Raw genomic sequence first — 21,770 nt, 5'->3', positions numbered from 1 at the left:
GTGTAACAAAGAACCGCCAAAAATAGTTAACTAATTTTGGCGGTATGAAAGTAACATTGATCTTTAGTTTTTTTGATAGTGGGTAGGTAAGCAAAAACCATATTGGTCTTCGAATAGTTTTCCGATTTGAAATAATAAATCTTCTCTTCCACGAGCGGCGGTAAATTGGATTCCTAAAGGCAAACCGTTTTCCGTCATAACGGTAGGTAAACTGATCGCTGGTTGACCTGTCAAATTAGCGAGCTGCGTATAAGGAGTGATTCGCAAACTTTTTTCAAACATTCTCTCAATCAATTTTGCCAATTCATTTTCGGATAAACTAGATGATACTGTCAATCCATCTCGTATTTCTGGACTTTGCAGATCTTCTGTCAGTTTCGGCGCAGTCGAGGCAGTGGTTGGTGTCAGTAATAAATCATAACGGGTAAACAATTCTTCCATTTGATAAGCTGCTTGATCCCATTCATTCAACGTTTGGATGTAATGGGCTGCCGAAATTTTGCGACCATATTGATAGATTCCCCAAGTCATCAGTTCCATGTCATTTATCTCAAGGGGGCGAGCCAAGTTTTTTTCGATTCCCACAAACATCGCCGCTGTTTCTCCGCCATTCATTAAATAATAGCTATTGATTAACTGACGCCCATTTACTGGATAAGAAATCATCTCTACTTGATGATTTTGCTTAACCAAAAAATCTCTAGCCGCTTCAACGGCCTTCACCGCTTCGGAAGAAACCTCTGAGTCTATGGGAGAATCGATAATAACCGCGATTCTCAATTCTTTCTTTTGAGCTGCGGCGTCTTGTTGCCATTCTATTTTGGAAGCCTGATAAGGCGCTGCACTGGCAACCCCACGCATTCCGTAAAAAAGCCGTTCAGTATCTCGCATGGAGACAGTCAAAGCGAAATCGATCGCCGCTCCCTGCCAACCTCGCCAACCAGAAGGCCCCACCGGCATCGTTCCTCGTGAAGGCTTTAAACCGATCAAGCCGCAAAAAGAAGCGGGAATCCGTATCGAGCCGCCGCCGTCACTAGCCGCCGCCAACGGAACGATTCCCTCCGCTACAGCACTTGCCGCGCCGCCACTGGACCCTCCTGAGTAGTGATCCAACTTCCATGGATTTTTTACCAGACCATAAATCTCCGCATCTGTAATATTTTTAAAGCCAAACTCTGGAACATTGGTTTGGGCAAAAGGAATCAGCCCGTTCTTTATTAATCGCTTAGTAAAGTAACTCGTCTGGCTTGATCGATGTTCTCTCAATAATTTTGATCCCGAGGTATTTAACCAGCCTTTTTTTTCTTGTCCTAACATTTTTAATGGAATCGGCAAACCGGCGAAAGGCCGTTCGAGAATGTTTGCCTGATTTTGATATTCTTGCAGCGCATCTTGTTCCATTGTAGAGACAAACGCATTTAAAACAGAATTTTTTAAACGCGCCTGTTCTGTAAAAACTCCTAGTAATTCAGTAAAGCTGACTTCCTTTCCCCGCAGCTTTTCTGCCCAATAAGTAGCATCCTTCACCCATAACACCGCCTTTTTAAGTTAACTTCATTATCACAAATTTTTTTCGTGAATACTAGCAAAAGACCTGACGAGCAGCATGACAGCTTTACTCGACAGGTCTTTTACACTATCTCGACTAAAATTTTTTCAAAACATCAGACTCTGGGACATGTTTAAAGGAACATCCACGTTCTTCAACGAAAATATCATAGGAACGGTAGTTTATTCGGGAAGATCGTGGAAAATCAGCAAGCTCAATGACACCAGTTAAAATATCGTTTGCGACTCTAAATTGTACAATATCCTTCAGCGCATACTTCGAAGGCGGTATCTGTCCCATGGCTCACACATCCAATCTTTTTTCTTTCTTTTAGTCTAACAACTTTTTGAGTTAATTTTATATTTTACCGAAATTTGACATGAAAGCAAGAAAAAAGAATTATTAGCACGGGCTAATCAACAATCGTTGAAGAACGATGGTGTGTCTTTGGAGCTTTGATTGCTTGCGCATATTGCGCGACAAAATCTGTTAATTTAAAGGTACCTATTTTTGTATTGCGCTCCGTTAGATCACCATAGATCTGCTTAGGATCTTTTTGGTATTGGCTGCTGGTAACAAAAGCTTTCACGATTGCTTTAGGTACTTTTCTTTCTAACAAGCTTTGGGCAAATGCTTCATCGCTGATTGGGACAAAATGCAAATCCGGCAAGTTTGCTTCTTTGGCTAACGATTCGATAAATTCATCGATCGTAAACGTATCGCTAACGACGTAACGAACCGTAACCCCCTTTGGAACTGTCAGAATCAATGGCAATACTACCGCGGCAATGTCTTGCGGTGCTACGTATTTTCTGACCACATTTGCTGGGATGTTGGAATAGATTGCGTGCTGTTCTTTGATCGTCGACAAATCGCCGTATAAATTATTATAAAAGCCCACTGGACGAACAATTGCGATGTCAACATCAGTCATTTTTTTCAACTCTGCTTCTAAATAGTGATATGCGTGAACTGAACCTGCTTCGGGTCCGGCATCTGCACCAACACTGCTTAATTGAACGAGTTTATGAACATTCGCTTCGCTGATGGCTTGGCGGAAAATTTTTCCTTGTTCCAATAATTCTTGATTCAGGTCACCACCTTGGCTGGCTCCTGAGACCATCAAGTAGACGACTTCCTTATTTGTAAATGTCTTTGTTAAAAACGATACATCCGTCATCGTTCCGACAGCCGCCTTCGCTCCTAGGGCCTCAATTTGCGGTACGCGTGCTTCACTTGAGGTGACCACAGTGACCTCATGACCTTGCTTGACCAATTCTGGTACGACGAAACGATTGATATTCCCAAGCGATCCAAGCAGTGCAATTTTCATAAAAAAACCTTCTCCCTTTTCTTAAAAGATAGCTTTATCTTTCAAAAGCGATTATAAAAGATAGAGTTATCTTTGTCAATCTTGAAATCTTAAGACATTCGTTTTATACTGATTTTATGAAAAGAAAAGATGATACGAAACGCACAAAAATGTTAGATGCTGCAGCGGAAATTATTTTACAGGAAGGTGCGGCGGCGATTTCAACAATTAAAGTCGCAAAAGCAGTGGGCGTCGCTCAGTCCAACGTCTATCTCTATTTTAAAAATAAAAATGACTTGCTGTTAAACACCTATCAGCGAGAACTGAGTCGCATTCGGTCAGCTGGGGATACCTTTCAGTACTTTAACGATGCTACTTTACCGATTGAACAACGAGTGGACAGCTACGTCCATTCTATTTATGACTATGCGATTGAGCATCCCGACAGTTTGACGCTGATTGAGCAAATCAAAATGCTGAATCTTTCTGAAATGGATCTCTTTAACACGGATACTGTCGTTATCGACTTAATAACGGAAGCGATCCAACAAGGCTATTTGAAAAACTTACCGGTTAATTTACACATGGTAACGGTTTTTAATATTATGCACCGGCATGCCTTAAACCTAAAAGAAAACCTCTATAGCAAGGATCAGTATTCCTACAAAGAGATTTCGCAAATGGTCTTAGATGCGATAAAAGCCACGAAACGATAATCGTTTCGTGGCTTTTACGTATATTTCTTTTGAAAATAAAACTCCAAGCGACGCTGCAGATGACCGATCCCAATACACAAGATCCAATAAATCAATGCAACTAAGAGATACATTGATAAATAATCAAACGTTCGTCCACCAACGATCTTAGCCTTTTGGAAAATATCTGGCACTGTGATCATCGCCGCCAAAGAAGTGCCCTTAACCAAATCCATCGCCACATTACTCAAAGCTGGAATTGAAATGCGTAGCGCTTGAGGCAAAACAATATAACGCATCGTTGGCAAAAAACGATTGCCTAATGCATAGGCCGCATCCCACTGTCCTTCATTAATCCCCGCGATCGAACCACGATAGATTTCACCGATAAAGGCACTGCTAGTCAAACTAAAACAAATAATCGCCGCTACCACCGCATTTAACTGATAAGGCAAACCAAAATACAGCAAGAATAATAGAACCAGTGCCGGCGTCCCACGCAAAAAGGATAAATAGAAACGGACAAATACTTTTGCTGGTTGAAACGAAACAAAGTTCAGCACGGTCATCACAAGCCCTAATACATTGCCAAAGAAAAAAGCAGCGAGACTGATTCCTAAAGTGTATCCAATCCCGCTTAAAAGAAAGGGCAATGAATCAACCATCAGCTTAAAATCAATTGTTGGGATATACATTAGTCTGCTGAAACCCGCTCAGTCACTGTCTGTTTCGGTTTAACGGAGACATCGGTCCCGAAATACTGCTGGGAAATTTTTGCTAAGGTCCCATCGGCTTTTAAGTCTGCCAGTGCTTCGTCGATTTTTTCTTTTAAAGCTTTTTGTTTTTTATCGAACAGAAAACCGGAAGAATTGGCATTAAAATAGACATCTTCCAAAATTTTTACTGGAATGTCTGGTAAAGCAGCTACCGACATTTTTTGTAAATAATAGTCATTCAAGATCACATCGGTACGTCCGTTCGCTACATCGGTCAAATATTGATCGTTGGTGGCATTGTCGTACGTTACCGGTTTAGCCCCATATTTTTCTGCAATCTTCATATAACTCGTATTCGGTTCACCAGCGGCTTTTTTATCCTTTAAGTCCTTTAAGGAATGGATCCCTGAATCGTCACTTTTTCTGACGATCATGCTATCAAAGGAATACTTGATTGGCGAAGACAATGAAAATTTCTTCTCCCGCCCTTTTGACATCCCAAAATCATTGGCAGCAAAATCAGCTTCTCCGCGATTGACGGCCGTCACTTGACCATCTACATTGTATTCTTTAAAGTTGATTTTTAGCTTCAACTTTTTGGCGACTGCTTTAGCGACATCTACATCATAGCCCACCAATTTATTCTCATCATTATAGTAAGAAGACGGAAATAGTGTCCCTGAAGTAGCAACTGTCAGCGTTTCTTTATCCGCAACCTTTTTCCAACTCTCATCCTTGCTAGCTTGACTACTACCACAAGCGGTAAAAATCAAACTTGCCATTAACAACGTTAAACCTATCCACCATTTTTTCATCGCTATCGACTCCATTCAATTATTGAGACTTTAAATCTTGCTATAGTTATAACACATAAAAAAAAACAGCTATAGAAAGTTGCCTATGAAAAACAGCGCTAACACAGTATTCCAATTACTTCTTTGTGTGATAATACAATTATTTAATAACTACAATTATTTTGCGCAGATAAAAAGAGCATCCACTAAGCCGATGCTCCTGTTTTGATATTTGGTTATAAATAGCGATTCTCTCTTAAAACTGTTTTTTTGATATCCGCCACCGTCTGAGTCCCAGCCAGTTGCATCACCATCTCTAATTCCTTTTTGAAAAACTCAAAGACTTGTTGGACGCCAGTTGCTCCTCCAAGCGCCAGCCCATAAATAACCGGCCGGCCAATCGCCACTAAATCCGCTCCCGAAGCCAATGCCTTAAAAACATGCTGCCCGCGACGTATGCCGCTGTCAAAAACGATCGGCACTCTCCCAGAAACAGCTTCGGCGACATATTGCAAAGAATCAAAAGAAGCGGGTCCCCCATCTAATTGACGTCCGCCGTGATTTGAAACCCAAACTCCTGACGCACCTGAACCAATTGCCCGTTCTACATCTTCCTCTGATTGAACACCTTTAACATAAACTGGAAGATCAGAGTTGCTAGCGATAAATTCAACATCTTTCGGACTCAATTTTTGCTTTGAGGAGCTATAAACCGCATCCATCGTCTGACCGATCCCAGATTGATAAGCTTGCACAATTGGCATTGCTAACGGAAAGGTAAAACCATTCCGGCGATCCGTTTCACGATTACCGCCAACCGTCGCATCGGCAGTCAACACGATCGCCTTCGCACCATTTCGTTTTGCCATCGCTAAAATATCGCGATTGATGCTATCATCTTTACTCATATAGAACTGGAACCATTGAGGCGCATCTGCCCCGCCAGCTTCACGAATTTCTTCCAACGTACAAGACGCATAGGAACTTGCTGTATAAATTGTTCCAAAACGTGAAACGCCTTTAGCCGAAGCCTTTTCAGCCGCTACATTGGCTAACCCATGAGCCGCAACAGGTGCCATGATAATCGGCACTGACAATTTTTCTCCCGCAAATTCTATTTTCGTATCCGGTAATTCAATATCTTCTAGTACATGGGGAATAATCAGCTTATGACTAAAAGCCCTTTCATTTTCTTGATAAGTAAAAACATCTCCGGCACCGCTGCTAATATAGCCGTAACCACCTTTAGGAATAACCTCTTTAGCACCCTCTTCTAAATCGGTCATATTAATAAAATCAATCGCTCCCTCTGCTGTACTTGCTTGATAAATTTTTTCCATCTGAATCCCACCTTCAAAATAATAACGTTTACATTGTTGATGTTACGCTACCTATGAAGTAGTGACAAATGATTTGTTTATAGTCATTTTTTTGTTAGAACGCGTAAAAATAATTCAGTAAAATAAAAAAGCCGAACCTATGAAAGGTTCAGCTTTCTAATTTACTTATTCTTCTTCAGCCATGAATGTATTGAAGACTTCTTCAATCATATCCCATTCAGCGTCTGTTTCGATTTGTTCCAATTCGCCTTCGCTGCCGTCTTCGTTTTCAACGTAAGCGTACGCTTGTAATTCAACGTCTTCATCCTCTGGTGCCCCAGCTGGATATAATAAGACATAATTGCGATTGAATTCTTCTTGACCATCGATCGTCAAAAGAATTTCGTATAAGGTTTCATTTCCTTCATCATCCACTAAAGTAATCATTTCATGTTCGTGATCATGATCATGGTCGTGATTGTGATCGTGTGTGTGTTCGTGTGCCATTGTCATTCCTCTTTTCTAAAGTTTGTTGCCCGCCCGATCCAGATAATTCTGTAAGATCATGACAGCTGCAAGTTTATCAATAACTTTTTTTCGCTTCGAACGTGAGACGTCCGCTTGTTCAACTAACATCCGTTCCGCTTGAACGGTCGTTAGTCGTTCATCTTGAAACTCTACCGGCAAATCAAAGAGCTCTTTGATCTTGTCCGCATAAGCCATCGAAGCTTCTGCACGCGGTCCGATTGTATTGTTCATATTTTTAGGAAGCCCGACGACAAATTTCGTGACTTTGTATTCTTTGACTAATTCACTTAAACGTTCAAAGCCAAACTTCCCTTTTTCTTCGTCGATCCGAATAATCTCGACACCTTGAGCCGTCCAACCAAATGGATCGCTTACCGCGATTCCAACAGTCTTTGAGCCAACATCTAGGCCCATTACTCTCATCGAATATCTATACCGTGATCTTTCAAGTAATATTTAACTAACACTTCCATGACTTCATCGCGTTCATGACGACGAATCAAGTTCCGTGCATCTTGATAACGAGGAATATACGCAGGATCGCCTGATAGTAAATAGCCGACGATTTGGTTAATCGGGTTGTAGCCTTTTTCAGCTAAAGCATTGTAAACAATCGTCAATGTCTCGCTAATTTCTTTCTTACGATTATCATCAAAATCAAAACGGACTGTTTCATCTGTGTATCCCATTTTCTCACACCTCTCCTTGGTATTATCAACAACTATATTTTACTAAAAGAAGACAAAACTTACAAATTTTGCAAGCTGCCAATCTCTTGGCTTTAGAAAATCTTCCGAATTATTATAACACGGTTTAAACTTGAACAGGTGCTTTTTTCTTAAGCATCTTTTTTTCTTTTGGACTAAAGGCTCGGTATACTAGTTAAAAAGGAGGAAAAAAATATGTTAAATAGATTTTTCAAGTTATTGGCCTGTATTATTGGAGTTGAATTGGTCGGCTCGCTTTCCGGCTTTTTCGCAGGTGATATTCCAGCAGTTTATGCTCAATTAAATAAGCCGCCCTTCGCTCCTCCTGGCAGTATTGTAGGAATCGTTTGGACGGTTCTATATGCATTAATTGGTTTAGCCCTATTTTTAATTATCGACAGCAAAGAAAGACGGAAAAAAACAATCGCCTATAGTCTCTTCGGAATTCAATTAGTCTTAAACTTCATTTGGAGTATTATCTTTTTCGGCGGCACCTATTTTTGGATTGCCTCGTTTATTAGTTTATTTCTTCTGATCTCTATCGTTCTTAGTATTCGTGAATTTCGCTTCTTTTCTAATACAGCAGTGATTTGTTTTATTCCTTATCTGTTGTGGATCATCTTTGCGACCTATTTATCTTTTGGATTAGCTATCTTAAATTAATTGGATTAAAAAAAGCGCTTGAGGAGCTCCTCAAGCGCTTTTTGTGTTTGAATTAGTAAAGCTCTAAGTATTGATCGCGTTCCCACTCTGAAACAGTTTGGCGGAAGGCTGCCCACTCCATCCGCTTCGCTTCATTGAAGTTGGAATAGATATGATTGCCTAATGCGTCAACCATGATTTGGTCTTTACGTAATGCTTTAATGGCATTATGGATCGTAGAAGGCAAGTCATAGATTTCTGCTTCTTTTCGTTCTTCTTCAGTCATCACGTAAATGTTGCGATCGACTGCTGCTGGCGGTGTCAATTCATTGCGGATACCATCTAAACCGGCTTCTAATAAAACAGCCATTGTTAGATATGGATTTGCTGCTGGATCGACTGAACGTAATTCTAAACGAGTGGATAAGCCGCGAGATTCTGGAATCCGAATCAATGGTGAACGGTTGCGTCCGCTCCAAGCCACATAAACAGGCGCTTCAAAACCAGGAACTAAGCGTTTATAAGAGTTAACGATTGGGTTACATACTGCCGTATATGCACGCGCGTGTTTCAAAAGACCCGCTAAGAATTGGTATGCTGTTTTACTTAATTTCATTGGACCATCTTCATCGTAGAAAACATTGCCTTCTTCATTAAATAAAGACATGTTGCAATGCATACCAGAACCGTTGATTCCATAAAGCGGTTTTGGCATGAAAGTAGCGTGTAGACCATGTTTGCGAGCAATTGTTTTAACAACCAATTTGAACGTTTGGATATTATCGCAAGCTTCAATCGCGTCTGCGTATTTGAAGTCGATCTCGTGTTGACCAGGGGCCACTTCATGGTGTGAAGCCTCTACTTCAAAGCCTAAGCTTTCAAGTTCCAATACGATGTCACGACGACAATTTTCTCCTAAATCAGTTGGAGCGAAATCGAAATAGCCACCTTTGTCATTTAAATCTAAGGTTGGATCGCCATTTTCATCCATTTTGAATAAGAAGAATTCTGGTTCAGGCCCTAAGTTAAATGAAGTGAAGCCAAATTCGTCCATCCCTTTTAACACACGTTTTAAGTTTCCACGGGGGTCTCCAGGAAATGGTGTTCCGTCTGGGCTGTAGATGTCACAGATTAAACGTCCTACTTTGCCATGATCACTTTCCCACGGGAAGATCATCCAAGTAGACAAATCAGGGTACAAATACATATCACTTTCTTCAATCCGGACGAAACCTTCGATTGATGAACCATCAAACATCATTTTGTCATCTAAAACTTTGTCCATTTGACTAACGGGTACTTCAACGTTCTTGATTGTTCCCATAATATCGGTAAACATTAGACGTAGAAAACGGACGTTCTCTTCTTCGACAATTCGCTTAATATCCTCTTTACTTAGATCTTTTTTCGGCATAATATCTAATCCCTTCTTCGCTCTTCATTTTTTATATTCCACAATCGCTAGAGTTTTGGCCCTTGCGATTGGTATGGATTTTGTTGATGTAACCCGCCTTGTGTTAGCATTTCGTCATAAAAAATACGTCGAACATCTTTATCCGTTAACGGTGGCTTTTCTTTAGCGGCTTTCACTTCTTCTTGACGCATTTGATAAACGTGCTTGATGCCCGCCATGTTCAAACCATCGGATAAATAATCTTTAATTTCTAACAGTACATCAATATCATTAAGAGAATACATCCTACGGTTTCCTTCACTGCGCTCTGGATGAATCAATTCCTGTTCCTCATAGTACCGGATTTGTCGCGCAGTTAAATCTGTCAACTTCATAACTGTACCAATTGGAAAAACAGCAAGCGAACGACGCAATTCTTTTTCCCGCATAACATTTCCTCCTTGTTTTTTGATGTTGAAAAAAGGATACCAAGCGTTAGACCAATTGTCAAGGGTTAATGTTAGATTTTCTTACATAAGGCTTTTAATGTTCGCTTTTTAGTGTTCAACCGTGTCAGATCAACATTTCGTTAATGATCGCAAACTTGCTATACTAAGAATAAATGAAAAGAGGAGAAAAAGATGCCTTTCAAACGTGGCGAACTCGTGGAATTAAAAAATAAAAAAAATCCTTTGGCTGGGTTTATTGGTCAAATCATTCACTATCAAGCAGACACACAAAAATATTTGGTCCAATTTAGCCCTGATCAAAAAGGCTATTTCACCGAATCAGAATTGGAATCAAAAAAGGCCTAAAAAAAAATCTGTGACAGTAAAATGTCACAGATTTTTTTTAGGCAATCAGTATCTCAATTGTCGCTTCTTTTGAAAAGATCGTTAATTTTCTTAAACCAAAAACATCGTCGCAAGGTCTTTATCTATTGGTGATACACTTCATTGACGGCATTCGCTACCGCAACCTTAACATGTTCAAAAGTCAATCCGCCTTGCAAGTACAACGAATACGGCTCTCTAAGTGGGCCATCTGCGCTTAATTCAATACTTGCACCTTGAATAAAGGTTCCAGCTGCCATGATGATATCATCTTCGTAGCCCGCCATGTAAGAAGGCACAGGCGCAACATACGCATCGATCGGCGAATATTTTTGAATCGCTTGGCAAAATTGAATCATTTTCTCACGATCGCCAAAATCAATCAGCTGGATCAAATCCGTTCGCGGCTGATCCCATTTGGGTGTGGATTCTAAATCATATTTAGCTAATAGAGCCGCTGAAAAAATCGCGCCTTGAATCGCTTGACTGACCACATGAGGTGCTAAGAAAAAGCCTTGTAGCATGTCAAAGACGCTGCCTAGCATTGCGCCGCCTTCCGCACCGACACCCGGGGTCGTTAAGCGATAAGCACAACGTTCGATCAATGCTTTTTTGCCGACAATATAGCCGCCGGTTTTGGCAATGCCGCCGCCAGGGTTTTTGATCAATGAGCCGGCCATTAGATCCGCACCTACTTGGGTTGGCTCCATTAATTCGGCGAATTCGCCGTAACAATTATCGACAAAGGTTACAACATTGGGTGCGATACTTTTGACATAGTCACACATTTCTTTGATCTTTTCGATCGTAAACGAGGGTCTTGAAGCATAGCCTCGTGAACGCTGGATCGCTACGACCTTCGTCTTAGTGGTAATTTTTTCCTTAATTCCAGTAAAATCGACGTTCCCATCGGCTAATAAATCGACTTCATCGTAACCAATTTGGTATTCCTTAAAAGAACCGATCCCGTTTCCCTGAACACCGATCACTTCTAACAAGGTATCATAAGGGGTACCTGTAATATACAGGAGGTCATCACCCGGACGCAGCACCCCAAAAAGTGAGGTTGCAATCGCATGGGTCCCCGAAACGATTTGCGGACGGACCAGCGCCGCTTCTGCGCCAAAAGTTTGGGCGTAAATGGCTTCTAAAACATCCCTACCTTGATCATCATTGCCATACCCGGTTGACGGTAAAAAATGTGTTTCTGAAACATGATTTTCTCGGAAAGCCGTTAAGACCTTCGCTTGATTTGATAATGCGACCTCACGAACCTCTTGCAGTCGTTCTCCGATTTGTTGATCGACTTGATCGATCTTTACTACTAGCTCAGGCGCCAGTTTCGTTGTCCAATTCATCTTCCATTCTCCTAATCCAAAGAGACTTTTTCTTAGCGAAGCCCCGCACGATATATTTTTCCTGCTCTTCGTCAAAGTCCTCGCTTAAAACGAGGGTCTCTCGTTTCATTTCACTTAACGCTTGCCCTTCATCGGCCCCTAATGTAATCAAATAAGGCTCAAGCAAATTCATAATCTCCTGTTTGATAGCGTCAGCCAGCAGATCTTTTCCTTTAAGGGATTTAGCTGAGATCAAAACACTAGGAAACAAAGTCGGCGCAAATGAAAACTCGTCGATCCGATCAGCTTTATTATAAATCGTCAAGATTGGAATATCGTCCATTTCAAGTTCTTTCAAAAGCTCTATGACTGTCTTTTCTTGTTGTTGTCGATCTTCTGAGCTGGCATCAACAATGTGCAGTAGCAGATCCATCCCTTTACTTTCTTCTAAAGTCGAATGAAAAGCATCAACTAATTGCGTCGGCAGATCTTGAATAAAACCCACCGTATCAGTGATCGTCGTCTCCATTCCTTGAGGCAAGTGCCAACGCTTGGTCAAAGGATCTAATGTGGCAAATAGCTGATCTTCTGAATATGTATCCGCATTGGTTAATAGATTTAAGATCGTGGATTTCCCAGCATTTGTATAGCCAATCAGCCCCATTTGAAAGACGCTTGATTGCTGGCGCTTCTGTCGACTTCTTTCTCGATGAGCTTCGACTTCTTTCAACTCTTTTTTGATGGCTGAAACACGGCGACGAATGTGTCGACGATCCGTCTCTAGTTTTGTCTCACCAGGGCCACGCGTGCCGATTCCCCCGCCTAAACGAGAAAGACTCTGACCCTGTCCCATCAGACGAGGCAATAAATAGTCTAATTGGGCCAACTCAACTTGCAACTTGCCCTCTTTTGAACGAGCTCGTTGCGCAAAAATATCTAAGATCAACTGAATCCGGTCAATAACCGGTACGCCGATCATTGCTTCGATCGTTTGGCTTTGCCGCGGTGATAAGGCATGGTTAAAAATGACTAGCTCCGCTTCATGAGCGTCTACCAACTCCGCTAATTCCTGCACTTTGCCCTTTCCGATAATCGTTTGTCGATCAATTTTTGGACGTTTTTGCGTTAATGAATGAACGATTTCACCATGGGCTGTTTTGGTTAGTCCAGCCAGCTCATGCATCGATTCTAAATAATTGTGTTTACTTTCATCTGTCTCAACGCCGACTAGGATGACTCTTTCTGTCAATTCGTTTCCTCCTCTAACCATTTTTCAATCGTGTCTTCAATTTCATGAAGTCTTTCCGGCTGTTGGACAAGATCATACCAATTTACCGACATCCGATTGCGAAACCATGTTAATTGACGCTTAGCATAGCGTCTGGAATGTAATTTTATTTCTTCAAGAGCAGACTCCAAGGTAACGTTACCCGCAAAATAAGGAAACAGTTCCTTATAGCCAATCCCTTGAGCGGCTTGAACCTCTGGCGTATTGGCCAATTTTTCCGCTTCAGCTAGTAAGCCTTGCTCCACCATAATGTCCACACGTTGATTAATTCGTTGATAAAGTATTTTTCGATCCGTATTTAGACCAATCAAGAAGCTATCATAAAGCTTTTGTGGCTGCTCTTTCGGTGCTAAGATGGAGTGTCCCGTCAGTTCAAAGACTTCCATAGCACGAATCACTTTTTTACGATTATTGAAATGAATTTTTTCTGCGGCTAATGGGTCGATTGTTTGCAATTGCTGCCACAATGCTAGATTGCCATTTTTTTCTGCGAAGGCTTCATGTTTTTCTCGCAGCCCAGTATCTTCTACTTCTCCTTCACGTCCCAACTTGTAATCCCACAATAACGATTGGATATAAAGTCCGGTGCCGCCAACTACAATCGGTAGTTTCCCACGTCGACTGATATCTTCAATCGCAAGACGGGCTTCGTGCTGAAAATCCGCGGCCGAATAGCTGTCATGAATCCCACGGACATCAATTAGATGATGAGAAATCCCGGCCATTTCTTCTGTCGTAACTTTCGCTGTTCCAATATCTAAACCGCGATAAACTTGCAAGGAATCACCACTGATGATCTCGCCATTGAAGCGCTGGGCTAAATCGATACTCAAACTCGTTTTCCCGACGGCAGTTGGACCGACGATTGCGATGATCTTCATTGCTTGAACCTACTTCTAGCACGAAGCGCTTTCTCTGGAAAATCGGTAATGATCCCGGCAAATTCTTTTTCAAAGCAACTCATCATCGTTTCATACAAATTAGGCGTCCAGGGACGAAGCGACTTTTCAAAAGTTTTAACGATTTCAGGGTTTTGTTTGATCCAATCGTAGCTTGGATGCAGACCTTCAATAAAAGGCGAATCCAAAACTAGCTGATACTTATCAAGAGCATTTTTTTGAATCAAATCATATTGTGCGTCTGGTTCGTATTCATGCATGATTTCTAAGGAATCAAGATTAAAACTCGCGTACCAATAAGTAAAAGGCCATTCTTTGCTAGTCATTACCGCTGATATTTTTTCTTCAATTCCCGGATAATGAAATTTATTCGTTTTGATTTCAATACATAAAAAGCCACGAAAACGCATTTGCAGCAATAAATTCAAGACTTCCTGCAACGTCGAAATTTTTGTCGCTTGATATTTTTTATCAAACCAGCTGCCGGCATCTAGTTCTTTAATTTCTTCTAATGTCAATTCACGAACCAACCCTTTACCGTCAGTCGTTCGATCGACGCTTTCATCATGAATGACTACCAGCTGTTGATCGGCCGTCAAATGAACATCCAGCTCGATGCCATCTGCTCCGCTTCTAACAGCTTCCATAAACGCCGGTAATGTATTTTCAGGATGCGTTCCTGCACTACCGCGATGGGCTATAATTACTGTCATCTATCCTCACCTCGTTGTAATCACAAAATTAACTTATGAATCGGTTGAAAAGCGGTGACCGCTTATTTTTATTAAGACGCCTTGAAATAATGCAAAGGCTGCTTCGTTGAACGAGCCAACTGCTGTCTTTTTTCGTCTAAAATTTCTAATAACTGTTCTGAGAAGGTCTCCATGACCACTCGGCCGCCTTTGTAAGTGTACCCGCCGATTTTAACTGTCTCTTCAGGTGATAGAATAACTTTTCGATGAGAAATATTTTTAAAAAATTCTTCAATCATGTAATTAGGTAAATAAAAATTATTTTGTGCCGTGAATGAGTTCAAATAAATGAAATCATCAATAGTAATATAGCAATCATCAAAGGAGTTAAAAGATACATAATCTTGCATCAAAACGTTACGCTTTGATAAAATCTCATTAATTTTCTTGTTCAATAAATTAATTGTTTCGATTTCTTTGACCTTATGCTCCAGTTCTCTTTCACGATGATGCTGTAAATCAATATACTTTAAAATTGAAAAGACTGCGATACCGGTAATACACGCGCCGATTAATACACCAATAAGTCCAATAAGTGCGATTTCCACATTTTCCCCTCCTAATTCGTTGATAAAAATATTTTTTTCAAAAATAAGACTGCGATTCAACACACTGTTCATTTCGCCAAGTCATTTGGGTATGCATCACAGCAAAAAAAGGAACGATAATTCTTATCTCTGCGTTATTAATAGTACCATATTTTCCTGTTTCTAGGATAGTTCGAGCCAAGCAAAAAACACGAATCATTCTATTTGACCAAGACTGACCAAAGTTGTATACTTTTTTTAGGTTTTAGCAATCAAACCCTGTTTGTGCTAAAATAAATATGATCAATATTTTTAAGGAGGACTCACTATGAACTTAGTTCCTACAGTCATTGAACAATCATCTCGTGGTGAACGAGCTTACGACATTTATTCACGTCTATTGAAAGACCGCATCATTATGTTAAGCGGTGAAGTAAACGACGATATGGCCAATACCATCATCGCTCAATTACTCTTCTTGGATGCCCAAGACTCTGAAAAAGATATCTATCTTTACGTTAACTCTCCTGGTGGTAGCGTTACTGCCGGTATGGCGATTTTTGATACAATGAACTTTGTAAAAGCAGATGTACAAACAATCGTTCTTGGAATGGCTGCTTCAATGGGCAGCTTCCTATTAACAGCTGGTACCAAAGGCAAACGCTTTGCTTTGCCGAATGCTGAAATCATGATCCACCAACCTCTTGGCGGCGCCCAAGGACAAGCAACTGAAATTGAAATCGCAGCACGTCATATTTTGAAGACGCGCGAGCGCTTGAACAACATTTTAGCTGAACGTACTGGTCAACCTCTTGAAATCATCGAAAGAGATACCGAACGTGATAACTTCATGACCGCCGAAGAAGCAAAAGCTTACGGCTTGATTGATGAAGTAATGGAAAACAGTAGCTCATTAAGCTAATTTAAAAGCCGAAGAAAATTTTCTTCGGCTTCTTTTTTTGATTCTTTTTCAATTATTTAATTCTTTTTCTTAGCCATTCCCGCCCTTAAATCTGCAAAAGCTAAGACGTCCTGTAGAATTTTTTCATTTGTTACTTCAAAGGATAATGCTTTTCCCAACTTACTAGCTGCAACAGTTTGATAAAGTCTTTTCGTATAGTCGTCACAGAATTGAAGTAAAACTTCCGCATCAGCCAATTCCTGCGAGTTTAATGAAATCAATGCTGTAAAATAACCCGCTTTTGGATATACCGTACACAATGATTTCCCGCCTTTCTTAAACTTGAGATTCCAGCCCTTCCAATACCCGTTTCCCATCGAACAACTACTATAAGCTAGTTTAGGCTCAACCTGATAGGTGGTTTGAAGGCTATTAATCAGCTTTTCCCATAAAGGATTCGCAATAAATGTGCTGACTTCTTGATCCAAAGGCTGTTGGTCCGCGTTAAATCTTTTATTCCATTCCATCTTAACACCAACTTTCTCGACAATTTCTATAGGTATTATTTTACTTGATAAATCATTTTTCCGCTTGTCCCCCAGTGCTTTTTTACTAAAGTCAAAAAAAAGCTGAAGCATTATTTGCTCCAGCTTTTGTTCTATTCTTTTTGCGAATAGCCATTTTGATAATCAATCTTAATGCCATCCTGTACATTGTAAATGAAGAGGTTAAACGAAATCTGGTCGTCTTCAATACTTTGGGCTTCCATCTGTACGCCGCGAGCGACTAATTCATCCTCTTTAAAATAAGGTGTCACACGATAACGGACATGATGATTGGTTTTTCGAATATAATTTCCAATCTCGATTTCGTGATCATTCATCCCGGGATCATTCAGCGAGGCCGTTCCGGTCATTAGATTCTTGAGATTATTGTTCTCACCAGAAAACTGATAAGCGATCAAATGCGCCCGATTATACAACGGCTCGTCACTATAAAACTTCTGACGCCAACCCGTAGGCTTCACATACAGACGCTCTCGCTCTTGGTGCGGCATCAGGTCTTTACCTAACATACCATTAGCAGTACCTACGCGGTTCAAGTGATCCAGATTGGAAAAACGCGTCCACGTTCCATTATCCAACGAAAGATCACTTTTGGAAAACGCCGGTTGATTACGATTCAACTCAATCGTTTGGTGGGTTCCATCATAATCAGGTATTTCTGAAAGCTGACTAACAGCTACTTCTTTAACCGCCTGATTTGTTTCGTTATTAGGCTTTACTTGCGAGTAAACACCATAAATCCCCGCCAATAGCACAACGATTGCTGAAATAATTTTCGGGGTTTGTTTCTTTGCTGCGATGTTGCTTCAACTCCTAGCTCGTAAAAATAGTTGGTCCATTTATCCGTCTTGGTATTTTACCACAATTTTCACTGTGGATAATCTTATTTCGTTTGTTGCCAAATTTCTTTGATTGCTGGCACATTGCCCAGCTCCGTCAAATTACTTGGCATAATGACGGTGTTACCATTATTTTCAACGACATGCTTGAAGGCTTCGATCCCTAGATAAGCGATCATTTCATCGGTCAAATTACTTTCGGCAATCGCTTGGTTGATTTCTTTGATCCGCGCCGTTTCCGCCTCCGTCAACTTTCTAATTTTCTCAGCTTCGGCGGCAGCGTCGATCCGCGTTCTTTCAGCTCGGGCATCGGCATCGATCTTGGTTTGTCTTGCCCGCGCTTCTGCGTCGATTTGCATTTCAGAAGATTTGGCTTCCGATTCTAAAATAACGGATTGTTTCTTCCCTTCAGAAATCGTGATCAGTGATTCTTTGTCTCGACTAGCAGTAATCAGCTTATTCATTGAGTTGACGATTTCATCTGAGACCGAAATCTCCCCGATATTGATCCGATCAATCGATAAACCATAACCGGCTGTAATATCTTTCACACTTTCATACAAGTTGACATTGATTTCCTCTGTTCCATTTAACACTTCATTCAATTCCATCTTACCAATGATGCCTCGTAGATTGGATTGACAATCTTGGATCATCGAAGTAACAGAATTTTCATTGTCATATACAAAAGCACGAGCATCGGTTACGTGGTACTTGATGGCTTCATCGATCTCAACGATCACGTTGTCCCGAGTAATCACACTTTGCGGCTCGATTTGGATCGGCGTTTGTTTTAGCGATACCCGACGACGCACGACGTAAAGAATCGGAATCAGAAAATGCAGCCCTGGATCGATCGTTTTGACATATTTACCAAAACTTTCTACAACCTTGACTTCCCCTTGCTGTACGATCACCACTAATTGACTCAAAATAAACAACGCAACGATAATCACAATCACTAATAAAATAATATTAAATACTACCAACATAATTCACATCACTTTCATCTCGATTATTATTAATAACGACTAACAGTTCCCGACTGGTAAAATCAACCACTTCCAGCATGTCTTCAGGCTCGGGAGGCCCGTTTAACACTTTATAATCATACCAACTGCCAAAAATCCGAACCAGTCCAGTAATTGCTGAACTTTTGCTGCGAAAACATTTTCTCATCGTTTTCTGCATTTGATAATCTGCCACCCACTCAACTCCTTGTCCTAGTCAAAAATACTTAAATAGTCTATACAGTTTAGTATAGCAAACCCTCCACGAGAGATTTGGCTTTTTTCAAATTTCTTATTACTTTACAGTTTTATAGATTTTTTTTAAGATAACAATAGACTGGAGGCCTTTTTATGGAAACAACCAAAAAACAATGGTGGGGACTTTTGGTCGTCCCACTTGAATTAATGATCGGTGATCTGCTCTTTCCACTTCTTAAGATCGATCAAAATCCTAAAGTAAGTCTGATTGCTTCAACAATGTTATTTGTTATAGGCTTTCTTGTCATGCTTTATTTATTTCACGATTTTCTAAAAGCCCAATGGCAAGTCTATCGGCAAAAACTTTTCCGGCATTTATTAATCAGCATTGTCCTAGTCGTAGGTGCTTTTTTGATTCTCAGCATCGTTCGCGGCTTAATTCCTAGCAATCTATTGCAGCAACGAAATACTTCCGCTACTGATGCAGCCCCATCGTTAAATGCTAGTTGGGCTGTTTTAGCCGCCGTAATGCCATTTATTGCGCCTTTTGCTGAAGAACTGACCTTCCGTTATTTGCTTTTCGGCAAGATTGCCAATAAGGCTTTGCGTTTTGTGATGCTGTTTGGTCAAGGAATTCTATTTGGCTTGGTCCATTGGAACAATTTTAACGGTAACATTTATGCCATGATTCCTTACATGGTACTTGGAATTTATTTAGGCTTGATTTACTGGTTCTTCAAAAATATTTGGGGCTCCATTATGGTCCACTGGATGCTGAATACGATGAATTCTATGCTACCAGCACTACTTCTATTTATTCTTAGTCTTTTCGGCATTCAAACCTAATCCTCCATTGTGAGGATTTTTTTATTCCAACAAACGAGCATACAAGAAAAAAATGTAGGCGCCCATGCACCAAACGAATAGCTGACAAGCGATCAACGCCACTTGATTAATTCGTTTTTGCCCAGCAGTCGCGGACACTTCCCACTCCTTATTCTTGCCGTACCCAGCTCCTGCAAGTATCAGCACGATCGCAGGCAAGGTAAAAATCATGATTTTATTTCCCCAATTACTCACGGTCCAGTCAAACGCAAATTGTATCGGAATTCGTTCAGGCAAACGAGTATAAAAAAGACTTGCCAAAGCCAAAAAAATTAACGCAACCCCGAAGCCCAAGCGAATCGACCACTGATATGTTCTTCCTAACACTTTCTCACCTCCTGTATTTAGCCCATAGTATATTCCTCCCACAAATAGAACTCCAGAAGATTTCAAGTCCCTAAAATCAAAATAGTTTAAAGGATAAGTTCCTTCATTAAAGTAAACACACTTTTTCTTTATCCTTGATTTTAAAATATTCTTTTTCGCATAATTTCTTTTTTTGGACACAAAAAAACCAACGCTCAGCCACAAACGTTGGTTTGATCAGGTTTTATAACCTAAGCGGGTGACGAGAATCGAACTCGCGACGGAAGCTTGGGAAGCTTCTGTTTTACCACTAAACTACACCCGCATGTACAATAGAGAGTATAACGCTTTTTATTAAATCTAACAACCATTTCTCCCAAACAATAAAATTGACAATTTAACCAATACTGACTATCTTACAAATAAGTAGAATCGTTCTTTCGTGACGGTTTAAAAAGGAGCCTTAACAATGGAAACTTTAGCAGCTTTTCAAGCGGCACTTAAAGATCAGACCAACACAATCGCCTTCATCTCTTCTGAAAATTGTAGCGTTTGTCATGTAGATGAACCGAAAGCCCGTAAACTGGCAGAGGAATTTGAGATACCTTTTTATCATTTAGATATTATGCAAGAACCTGAATTGACCGGTTTTTTTGAAGTCTTGACCGTTCCAGCCGTGCTAGTCTATCACGAAGGCAAAGAAATCGCTCGCCAAGCGCGCTTCATTGACTTTCATACATTAGAAAAATTAGTGCAGCAGCTACCGAAACAATCAGAAGAAACCGATTATCAAACTTTATTTAATTAACGCGTTAATACAAGAAAGGCTTTCGCGAACTCGCTCAGCTTTTGAGCAATAAGACCAAGCGATTTCTAAATTGTTTCTCAAATTTCGAAATCGTTTTACTTATTGTCGATAAAGCTAGTTTGTGAAGCCGGACATGAATATGCCTACTGTAAAGCGATTTATTCATATGAAAATTTTATACTTTCTTCATAGTTAAAAAAAGACTGAGCTAAGGCTCAGTCTTTTATTTATTGTCTGTATTATGATGCAAGAAGTAAATCAAGGTCTGCAATTCGTTGGTTAGATCGACGCTTTGGATAATGATATTATCTGGCGCTGTCAAACGAGCAGCAGTAAAGTTTAAGATACCCTTGATACCGGCAGCTACTAATTGATCTACCACTTGTTGGGCTTGTTGCGCTGGCAACGTCAAGATGGCGATCTCAATTTGTTGTAATTTGATTTGTTCTACCATATTGTCTAACGGGTATACGGGAATACCATCCACGATACGGCCGACGATATCTTCTTTGACATCAAAGGCGCAGCTAACACGAATACTATTGCTTTGATGGAATTTAAATTTCAGCAAGGCGCTACCTAAATTACCGACACCAACTAAAGCCACGTTAGTCAATTGATCGTCGTTTAAGATTTTTCCGAAGAAATGCATCAAGTCTTCTACGTCGTAGCCATATCCACGTTTTCCAAGTTCACCGAAATAAGAAAAGTCGCGGCGGATCGTCGCGCTGTCGACTTGGATCGCCTCACTTAGTTCTGTTGATGACACTTTCGTTTTGCCAGCGTTATTCAATATACGTAAATACCGGTAGTACAACGGTAGTCGTTTTACAGTCGCTTTTGGGATTGAATGTTCTTTCACAATAACTCTCCTTTAACAAAAAATTTCATAAATGTTGATTACTGAACTATAATAGCAAGAATGTTAGGTAAATTGCAACGCTCTTGCTCAAAATTTTGTGAAAA

Annotated in this window: 27 protein-coding genes and 1 tRNA gene; 6 read left to right on the top strand and 22 right to left on the bottom strand. The window is 40.5% G+C overall.

The features are described from left to right. Nucleotides 1–63: 63 nt before the first annotated feature. Nucleotides 64–1,527, bottom strand: coding sequence for an amidase (locus tag IGI54_RS04245; RefSeq protein ID WP_071861066.1), 1,464 nt, complete (start codon nt 1,525–1,527; stop codon nt 64–66). A 434-nt stretch (nt 1,528–1,961) separates the two neighbouring features. Next, nucleotides 1,962–2,882, bottom strand: a complete 921-nt coding sequence (locus IGI54_RS04240; RefSeq protein WP_430621247.1) for an SDR family oxidoreductase — start codon at nt 2,880–2,882, stop codon at nt 1,962–1,964. A gap of 116 nt (nt 2,883–2,998) precedes the next feature. Between IGI54_RS04240 and IGI54_RS04235 the strand changes: the two genes are divergently transcribed. Next, nucleotides 2,999–3,577 (top strand): TetR/AcrR family transcriptional regulator, encoded by a 579-nt coding sequence (locus IGI54_RS04235; protein WP_430621246.1) that lies wholly within the window; start codon nt 2,999–3,001, stop codon nt 3,575–3,577. A gap of 14 nt (nt 3,578–3,591) precedes the next feature. On the opposite strand, the gene IGI54_RS04230 is transcribed toward IGI54_RS04235, so the two are convergent. The 6 genes from IGI54_RS04230 to IGI54_RS04205 all read right to left on the bottom strand — a co-directional run bounded on the left by IGI54_RS04230 (nt 3,592) and on the right by IGI54_RS04205 (nt 7,602). Then, nucleotides 3,592–4,251: an amino acid ABC transporter permease gene (locus tag IGI54_RS04230; RefSeq protein ID WP_071861062.1), complete on the bottom strand. Its 660-nt coding sequence runs from the start codon at nt 4,249–4,251 to the stop codon at nt 3,592–3,594. Next, nucleotides 4,251–5,087, bottom strand: coding sequence for a transporter substrate-binding domain-containing protein (locus IGI54_RS04225; protein WP_430621245.1), 837 nt, complete (start codon nt 5,085–5,087; stop codon nt 4,251–4,253). Before IGI54_RS04225 ends, IGI54_RS04230 begins: the two co-directional genes overlap by 1 nt. Nucleotides 5,088–5,302: 215 nt before the next feature. Beyond that, a complete protein-coding gene (locus IGI54_RS04220) occupies nt 5,303–6,406 on the bottom strand; it encodes a lactate oxidase (RefSeq protein WP_430621244.1) in 1,104 nt (367 codons plus the stop codon). Between the two features lie 165 nt (nt 6,407–6,571). Further along, nucleotides 6,572–6,892, bottom strand: a complete 321-nt coding sequence (locus IGI54_RS04215; RefSeq protein ID WP_137614617.1) for a DUF1292 domain-containing protein — start codon at nt 6,890–6,892, stop codon at nt 6,572–6,574. Nucleotides 6,893–6,907: 15 nt separating this feature from the next. Beyond that, entirely contained in the window at nt 6,908–7,336 is a 429-nt protein-coding gene (gene ruvX, locus IGI54_RS04210) for a Holliday junction resolvase RuvX (RefSeq protein ID WP_071861058.1), read from the bottom strand. Further along, the gene (locus IGI54_RS04205; protein ID WP_010739601.1) at nt 7,333–7,602 is read right to left on the bottom strand and encodes an IreB family regulatory phosphoprotein; all 270 of its coding nucleotides are present in this window, start codon (nt 7,600–7,602) and stop codon (nt 7,333–7,335) included. The genes ruvX and IGI54_RS04205 overlap by 4 nt, the downstream gene beginning before the upstream one ends. 213 nt (nt 7,603–7,815) lie before the next feature. On the opposite strand from IGI54_RS04205, the gene IGI54_RS04200 reads away from it, so the two are divergent. Next, nucleotides 7,816–8,283 (top strand): TspO/MBR family protein, encoded by a 468-nt coding sequence (locus IGI54_RS04200; RefSeq protein WP_071861057.1) that lies wholly within the window; start codon nt 7,816–7,818, stop codon nt 8,281–8,283. A gap of 52 nt (nt 8,284–8,335) precedes the next feature. Here the strand turns inward: IGI54_RS04200 and glnA are convergent, their stop codons facing one another. Both glnA and IGI54_RS04190 read right to left on the bottom strand, forming a co-directional pair. After that, nucleotides 8,336–9,676: a type I glutamate--ammonia ligase gene (gene glnA, locus IGI54_RS04195; RefSeq protein WP_071861056.1), complete on the bottom strand. Its 1,341-nt coding sequence runs from the start codon at nt 9,674–9,676 to the stop codon at nt 8,336–8,338. 47 nt (nt 9,677–9,723) lie between these two features. Further along, entirely contained in the window at nt 9,724–10,104 is a 381-nt protein-coding gene (locus IGI54_RS04190; protein ID WP_137614620.1) for a MerR family transcriptional regulator, read from the bottom strand. 192 nt (nt 10,105–10,296) lie between these two features. Here IGI54_RS04190 and IGI54_RS04185 point away from each other — a divergent pair, with 192 nt between their 5' ends. Then, nucleotides 10,297–10,470, top strand: a complete 174-nt coding sequence (locus IGI54_RS04185; RefSeq protein WP_430621243.1) for a hypothetical protein — start codon at nt 10,297–10,299, stop codon at nt 10,468–10,470. 122 nt (nt 10,471–10,592) lie between these two features. On the opposite strand, the gene IGI54_RS04180 is transcribed toward IGI54_RS04185, so the two are convergent. The 5 genes from IGI54_RS04180 to IGI54_RS04160 form a co-directional block, all read right to left on the bottom strand. Further along, nucleotides 10,593–11,846, bottom strand: coding sequence for an aminotransferase class I/II-fold pyridoxal phosphate-dependent enzyme (locus IGI54_RS04180; protein WP_430621242.1), 1,254 nt, complete (start codon nt 11,844–11,846; stop codon nt 10,593–10,595). Then, nucleotides 11,818–13,074 (bottom strand): GTPase HflX, encoded by a 1,257-nt coding sequence (hflX, locus tag IGI54_RS04175; RefSeq protein ID WP_084133212.1) that lies wholly within the window; start codon nt 13,072–13,074, stop codon nt 11,818–11,820. Before hflX ends, IGI54_RS04180 begins: the two co-directional genes overlap by 29 nt. Continuing rightward, nucleotides 13,071–13,994: a tRNA (adenosine(37)-N6)-dimethylallyltransferase MiaA gene (miaA, locus tag IGI54_RS04170; RefSeq protein WP_430621241.1), complete on the bottom strand. Its 924-nt coding sequence runs from the start codon at nt 13,992–13,994 to the stop codon at nt 13,071–13,073. The genes hflX and miaA overlap by 4 nt, the downstream gene beginning before the upstream one ends. Next, nucleotides 13,991–14,725, bottom strand: a complete 735-nt coding sequence (locus IGI54_RS04165; RefSeq protein WP_216428670.1) for a glycerophosphodiester phosphodiesterase — start codon at nt 14,723–14,725, stop codon at nt 13,991–13,993. Before IGI54_RS04165 ends, miaA begins: the two co-directional genes overlap by 4 nt. Nucleotides 14,726–14,796: 71 nt before the next feature. Beyond that, nucleotides 14,797–15,312 carry a hypothetical protein gene (locus tag IGI54_RS04160; protein WP_071861050.1) on the bottom strand — a complete coding sequence of 172 codons (516 nt, stop codon included), beginning with the start codon at nt 15,310–15,312 and terminating at the stop codon, nt 14,797–14,799. A 307-nt stretch (nt 15,313–15,619) separates the two neighbouring features. On the opposite strand from IGI54_RS04160, the gene clpP reads away from it, so the two are divergent. Beyond that, nucleotides 15,620–16,213, top strand: coding sequence for an ATP-dependent Clp endopeptidase proteolytic subunit ClpP (gene clpP, locus IGI54_RS04155; RefSeq protein WP_071861049.1), 594 nt, complete (start codon nt 15,620–15,622; stop codon nt 16,211–16,213). A gap of 56 nt (nt 16,214–16,269) precedes the next feature. Here clpP and IGI54_RS04150 read toward each other — a convergent pair whose 3' ends face one another. From IGI54_RS04150 to IGI54_RS04135, 4 genes are all read right to left on the bottom strand, one after another. Next, entirely contained in the window at nt 16,270–16,830 is a 561-nt protein-coding gene (locus IGI54_RS04150) for a DUF3788 domain-containing protein (RefSeq protein ID WP_430621240.1), read from the bottom strand. A gap of 20 nt (nt 16,831–16,850) precedes the next feature. Continuing rightward, the gene (locus IGI54_RS04145; RefSeq protein WP_430621239.1) at nt 16,851–17,507 is read right to left on the bottom strand and encodes a DNA/RNA non-specific endonuclease; all 657 of its coding nucleotides are present in this window, start codon (nt 17,505–17,507) and stop codon (nt 16,851–16,853) included. 134 nt (nt 17,508–17,641) lie between these two features. Next, nucleotides 17,642–18,586: an SPFH domain-containing protein gene (locus IGI54_RS04140; RefSeq protein WP_071861439.1), complete on the bottom strand. Its 945-nt coding sequence runs from the start codon at nt 18,584–18,586 to the stop codon at nt 17,642–17,644. Then, on the bottom strand, nt 18,573–18,776 hold the full coding sequence (locus IGI54_RS04135) for a hypothetical protein (RefSeq protein ID WP_430621238.1): 204 nt from the start codon (nt 18,774–18,776) through the stop codon (nt 18,573–18,575). Before IGI54_RS04135 ends, IGI54_RS04140 begins: the two co-directional genes overlap by 14 nt. A gap of 182 nt (nt 18,777–18,958) precedes the next feature. Here IGI54_RS04135 and IGI54_RS04130 point away from each other — a divergent pair, with 182 nt between their 5' ends. After that, nucleotides 18,959–19,651: a CPBP family intramembrane glutamic endopeptidase gene (locus IGI54_RS04130; protein ID WP_071861047.1), complete on the top strand. Its 693-nt coding sequence runs from the start codon at nt 18,959–18,961 to the stop codon at nt 19,649–19,651. A 21-nt stretch (nt 19,652–19,672) separates the two neighbouring features. On the opposite strand, the gene IGI54_RS04125 is transcribed toward IGI54_RS04130, so the two are convergent. Further along, complete coding sequence (locus IGI54_RS04125) at nt 19,673–20,017, bottom strand: DUF1648 domain-containing protein (RefSeq protein ID WP_216428668.1); 345 nt, start codon at nt 20,015–20,017, stop codon at nt 19,673–19,675. Between the two features lie 233 nt (nt 20,018–20,250). Next, nucleotides 20,251–20,321, bottom strand: a tRNA-Gly gene (locus tag IGI54_RS04120). Nucleotides 20,322–20,465: 144 nt separating this feature from the next. Between IGI54_RS04120 and IGI54_RS04115 the strand changes: the two genes are divergently transcribed. Beyond that, complete coding sequence (locus IGI54_RS04115) at nt 20,466–20,804, top strand: thioredoxin family protein (protein WP_216428581.1); 339 nt, start codon at nt 20,466–20,468, stop codon at nt 20,802–20,804. A 223-nt stretch (nt 20,805–21,027) separates the two neighbouring features. Here the strand turns inward: IGI54_RS04115 and IGI54_RS04110 are convergent, their stop codons facing one another. Next, nucleotides 21,028–21,666, bottom strand: a complete 639-nt coding sequence (locus IGI54_RS04110; protein ID WP_071863328.1) for a redox-sensing transcriptional repressor Rex — start codon at nt 21,664–21,666, stop codon at nt 21,028–21,030. Nucleotides 21,667–21,770 lie beyond the last annotated feature (104 nt).

This window comes from Enterococcus sp. DIV0800, from assembly GCF_050559735.1.
In the GTDB taxonomy this organism is placed as follows: Bacteria; Bacillota; Bacilli; order Lactobacillales; family Enterococcaceae; genus Enterococcus_A; species Enterococcus_A devriesei.
Note: the sequence above shows the minus strand (reverse complement) of the source record. Positions and strands in the feature narration are given on the sequence as shown.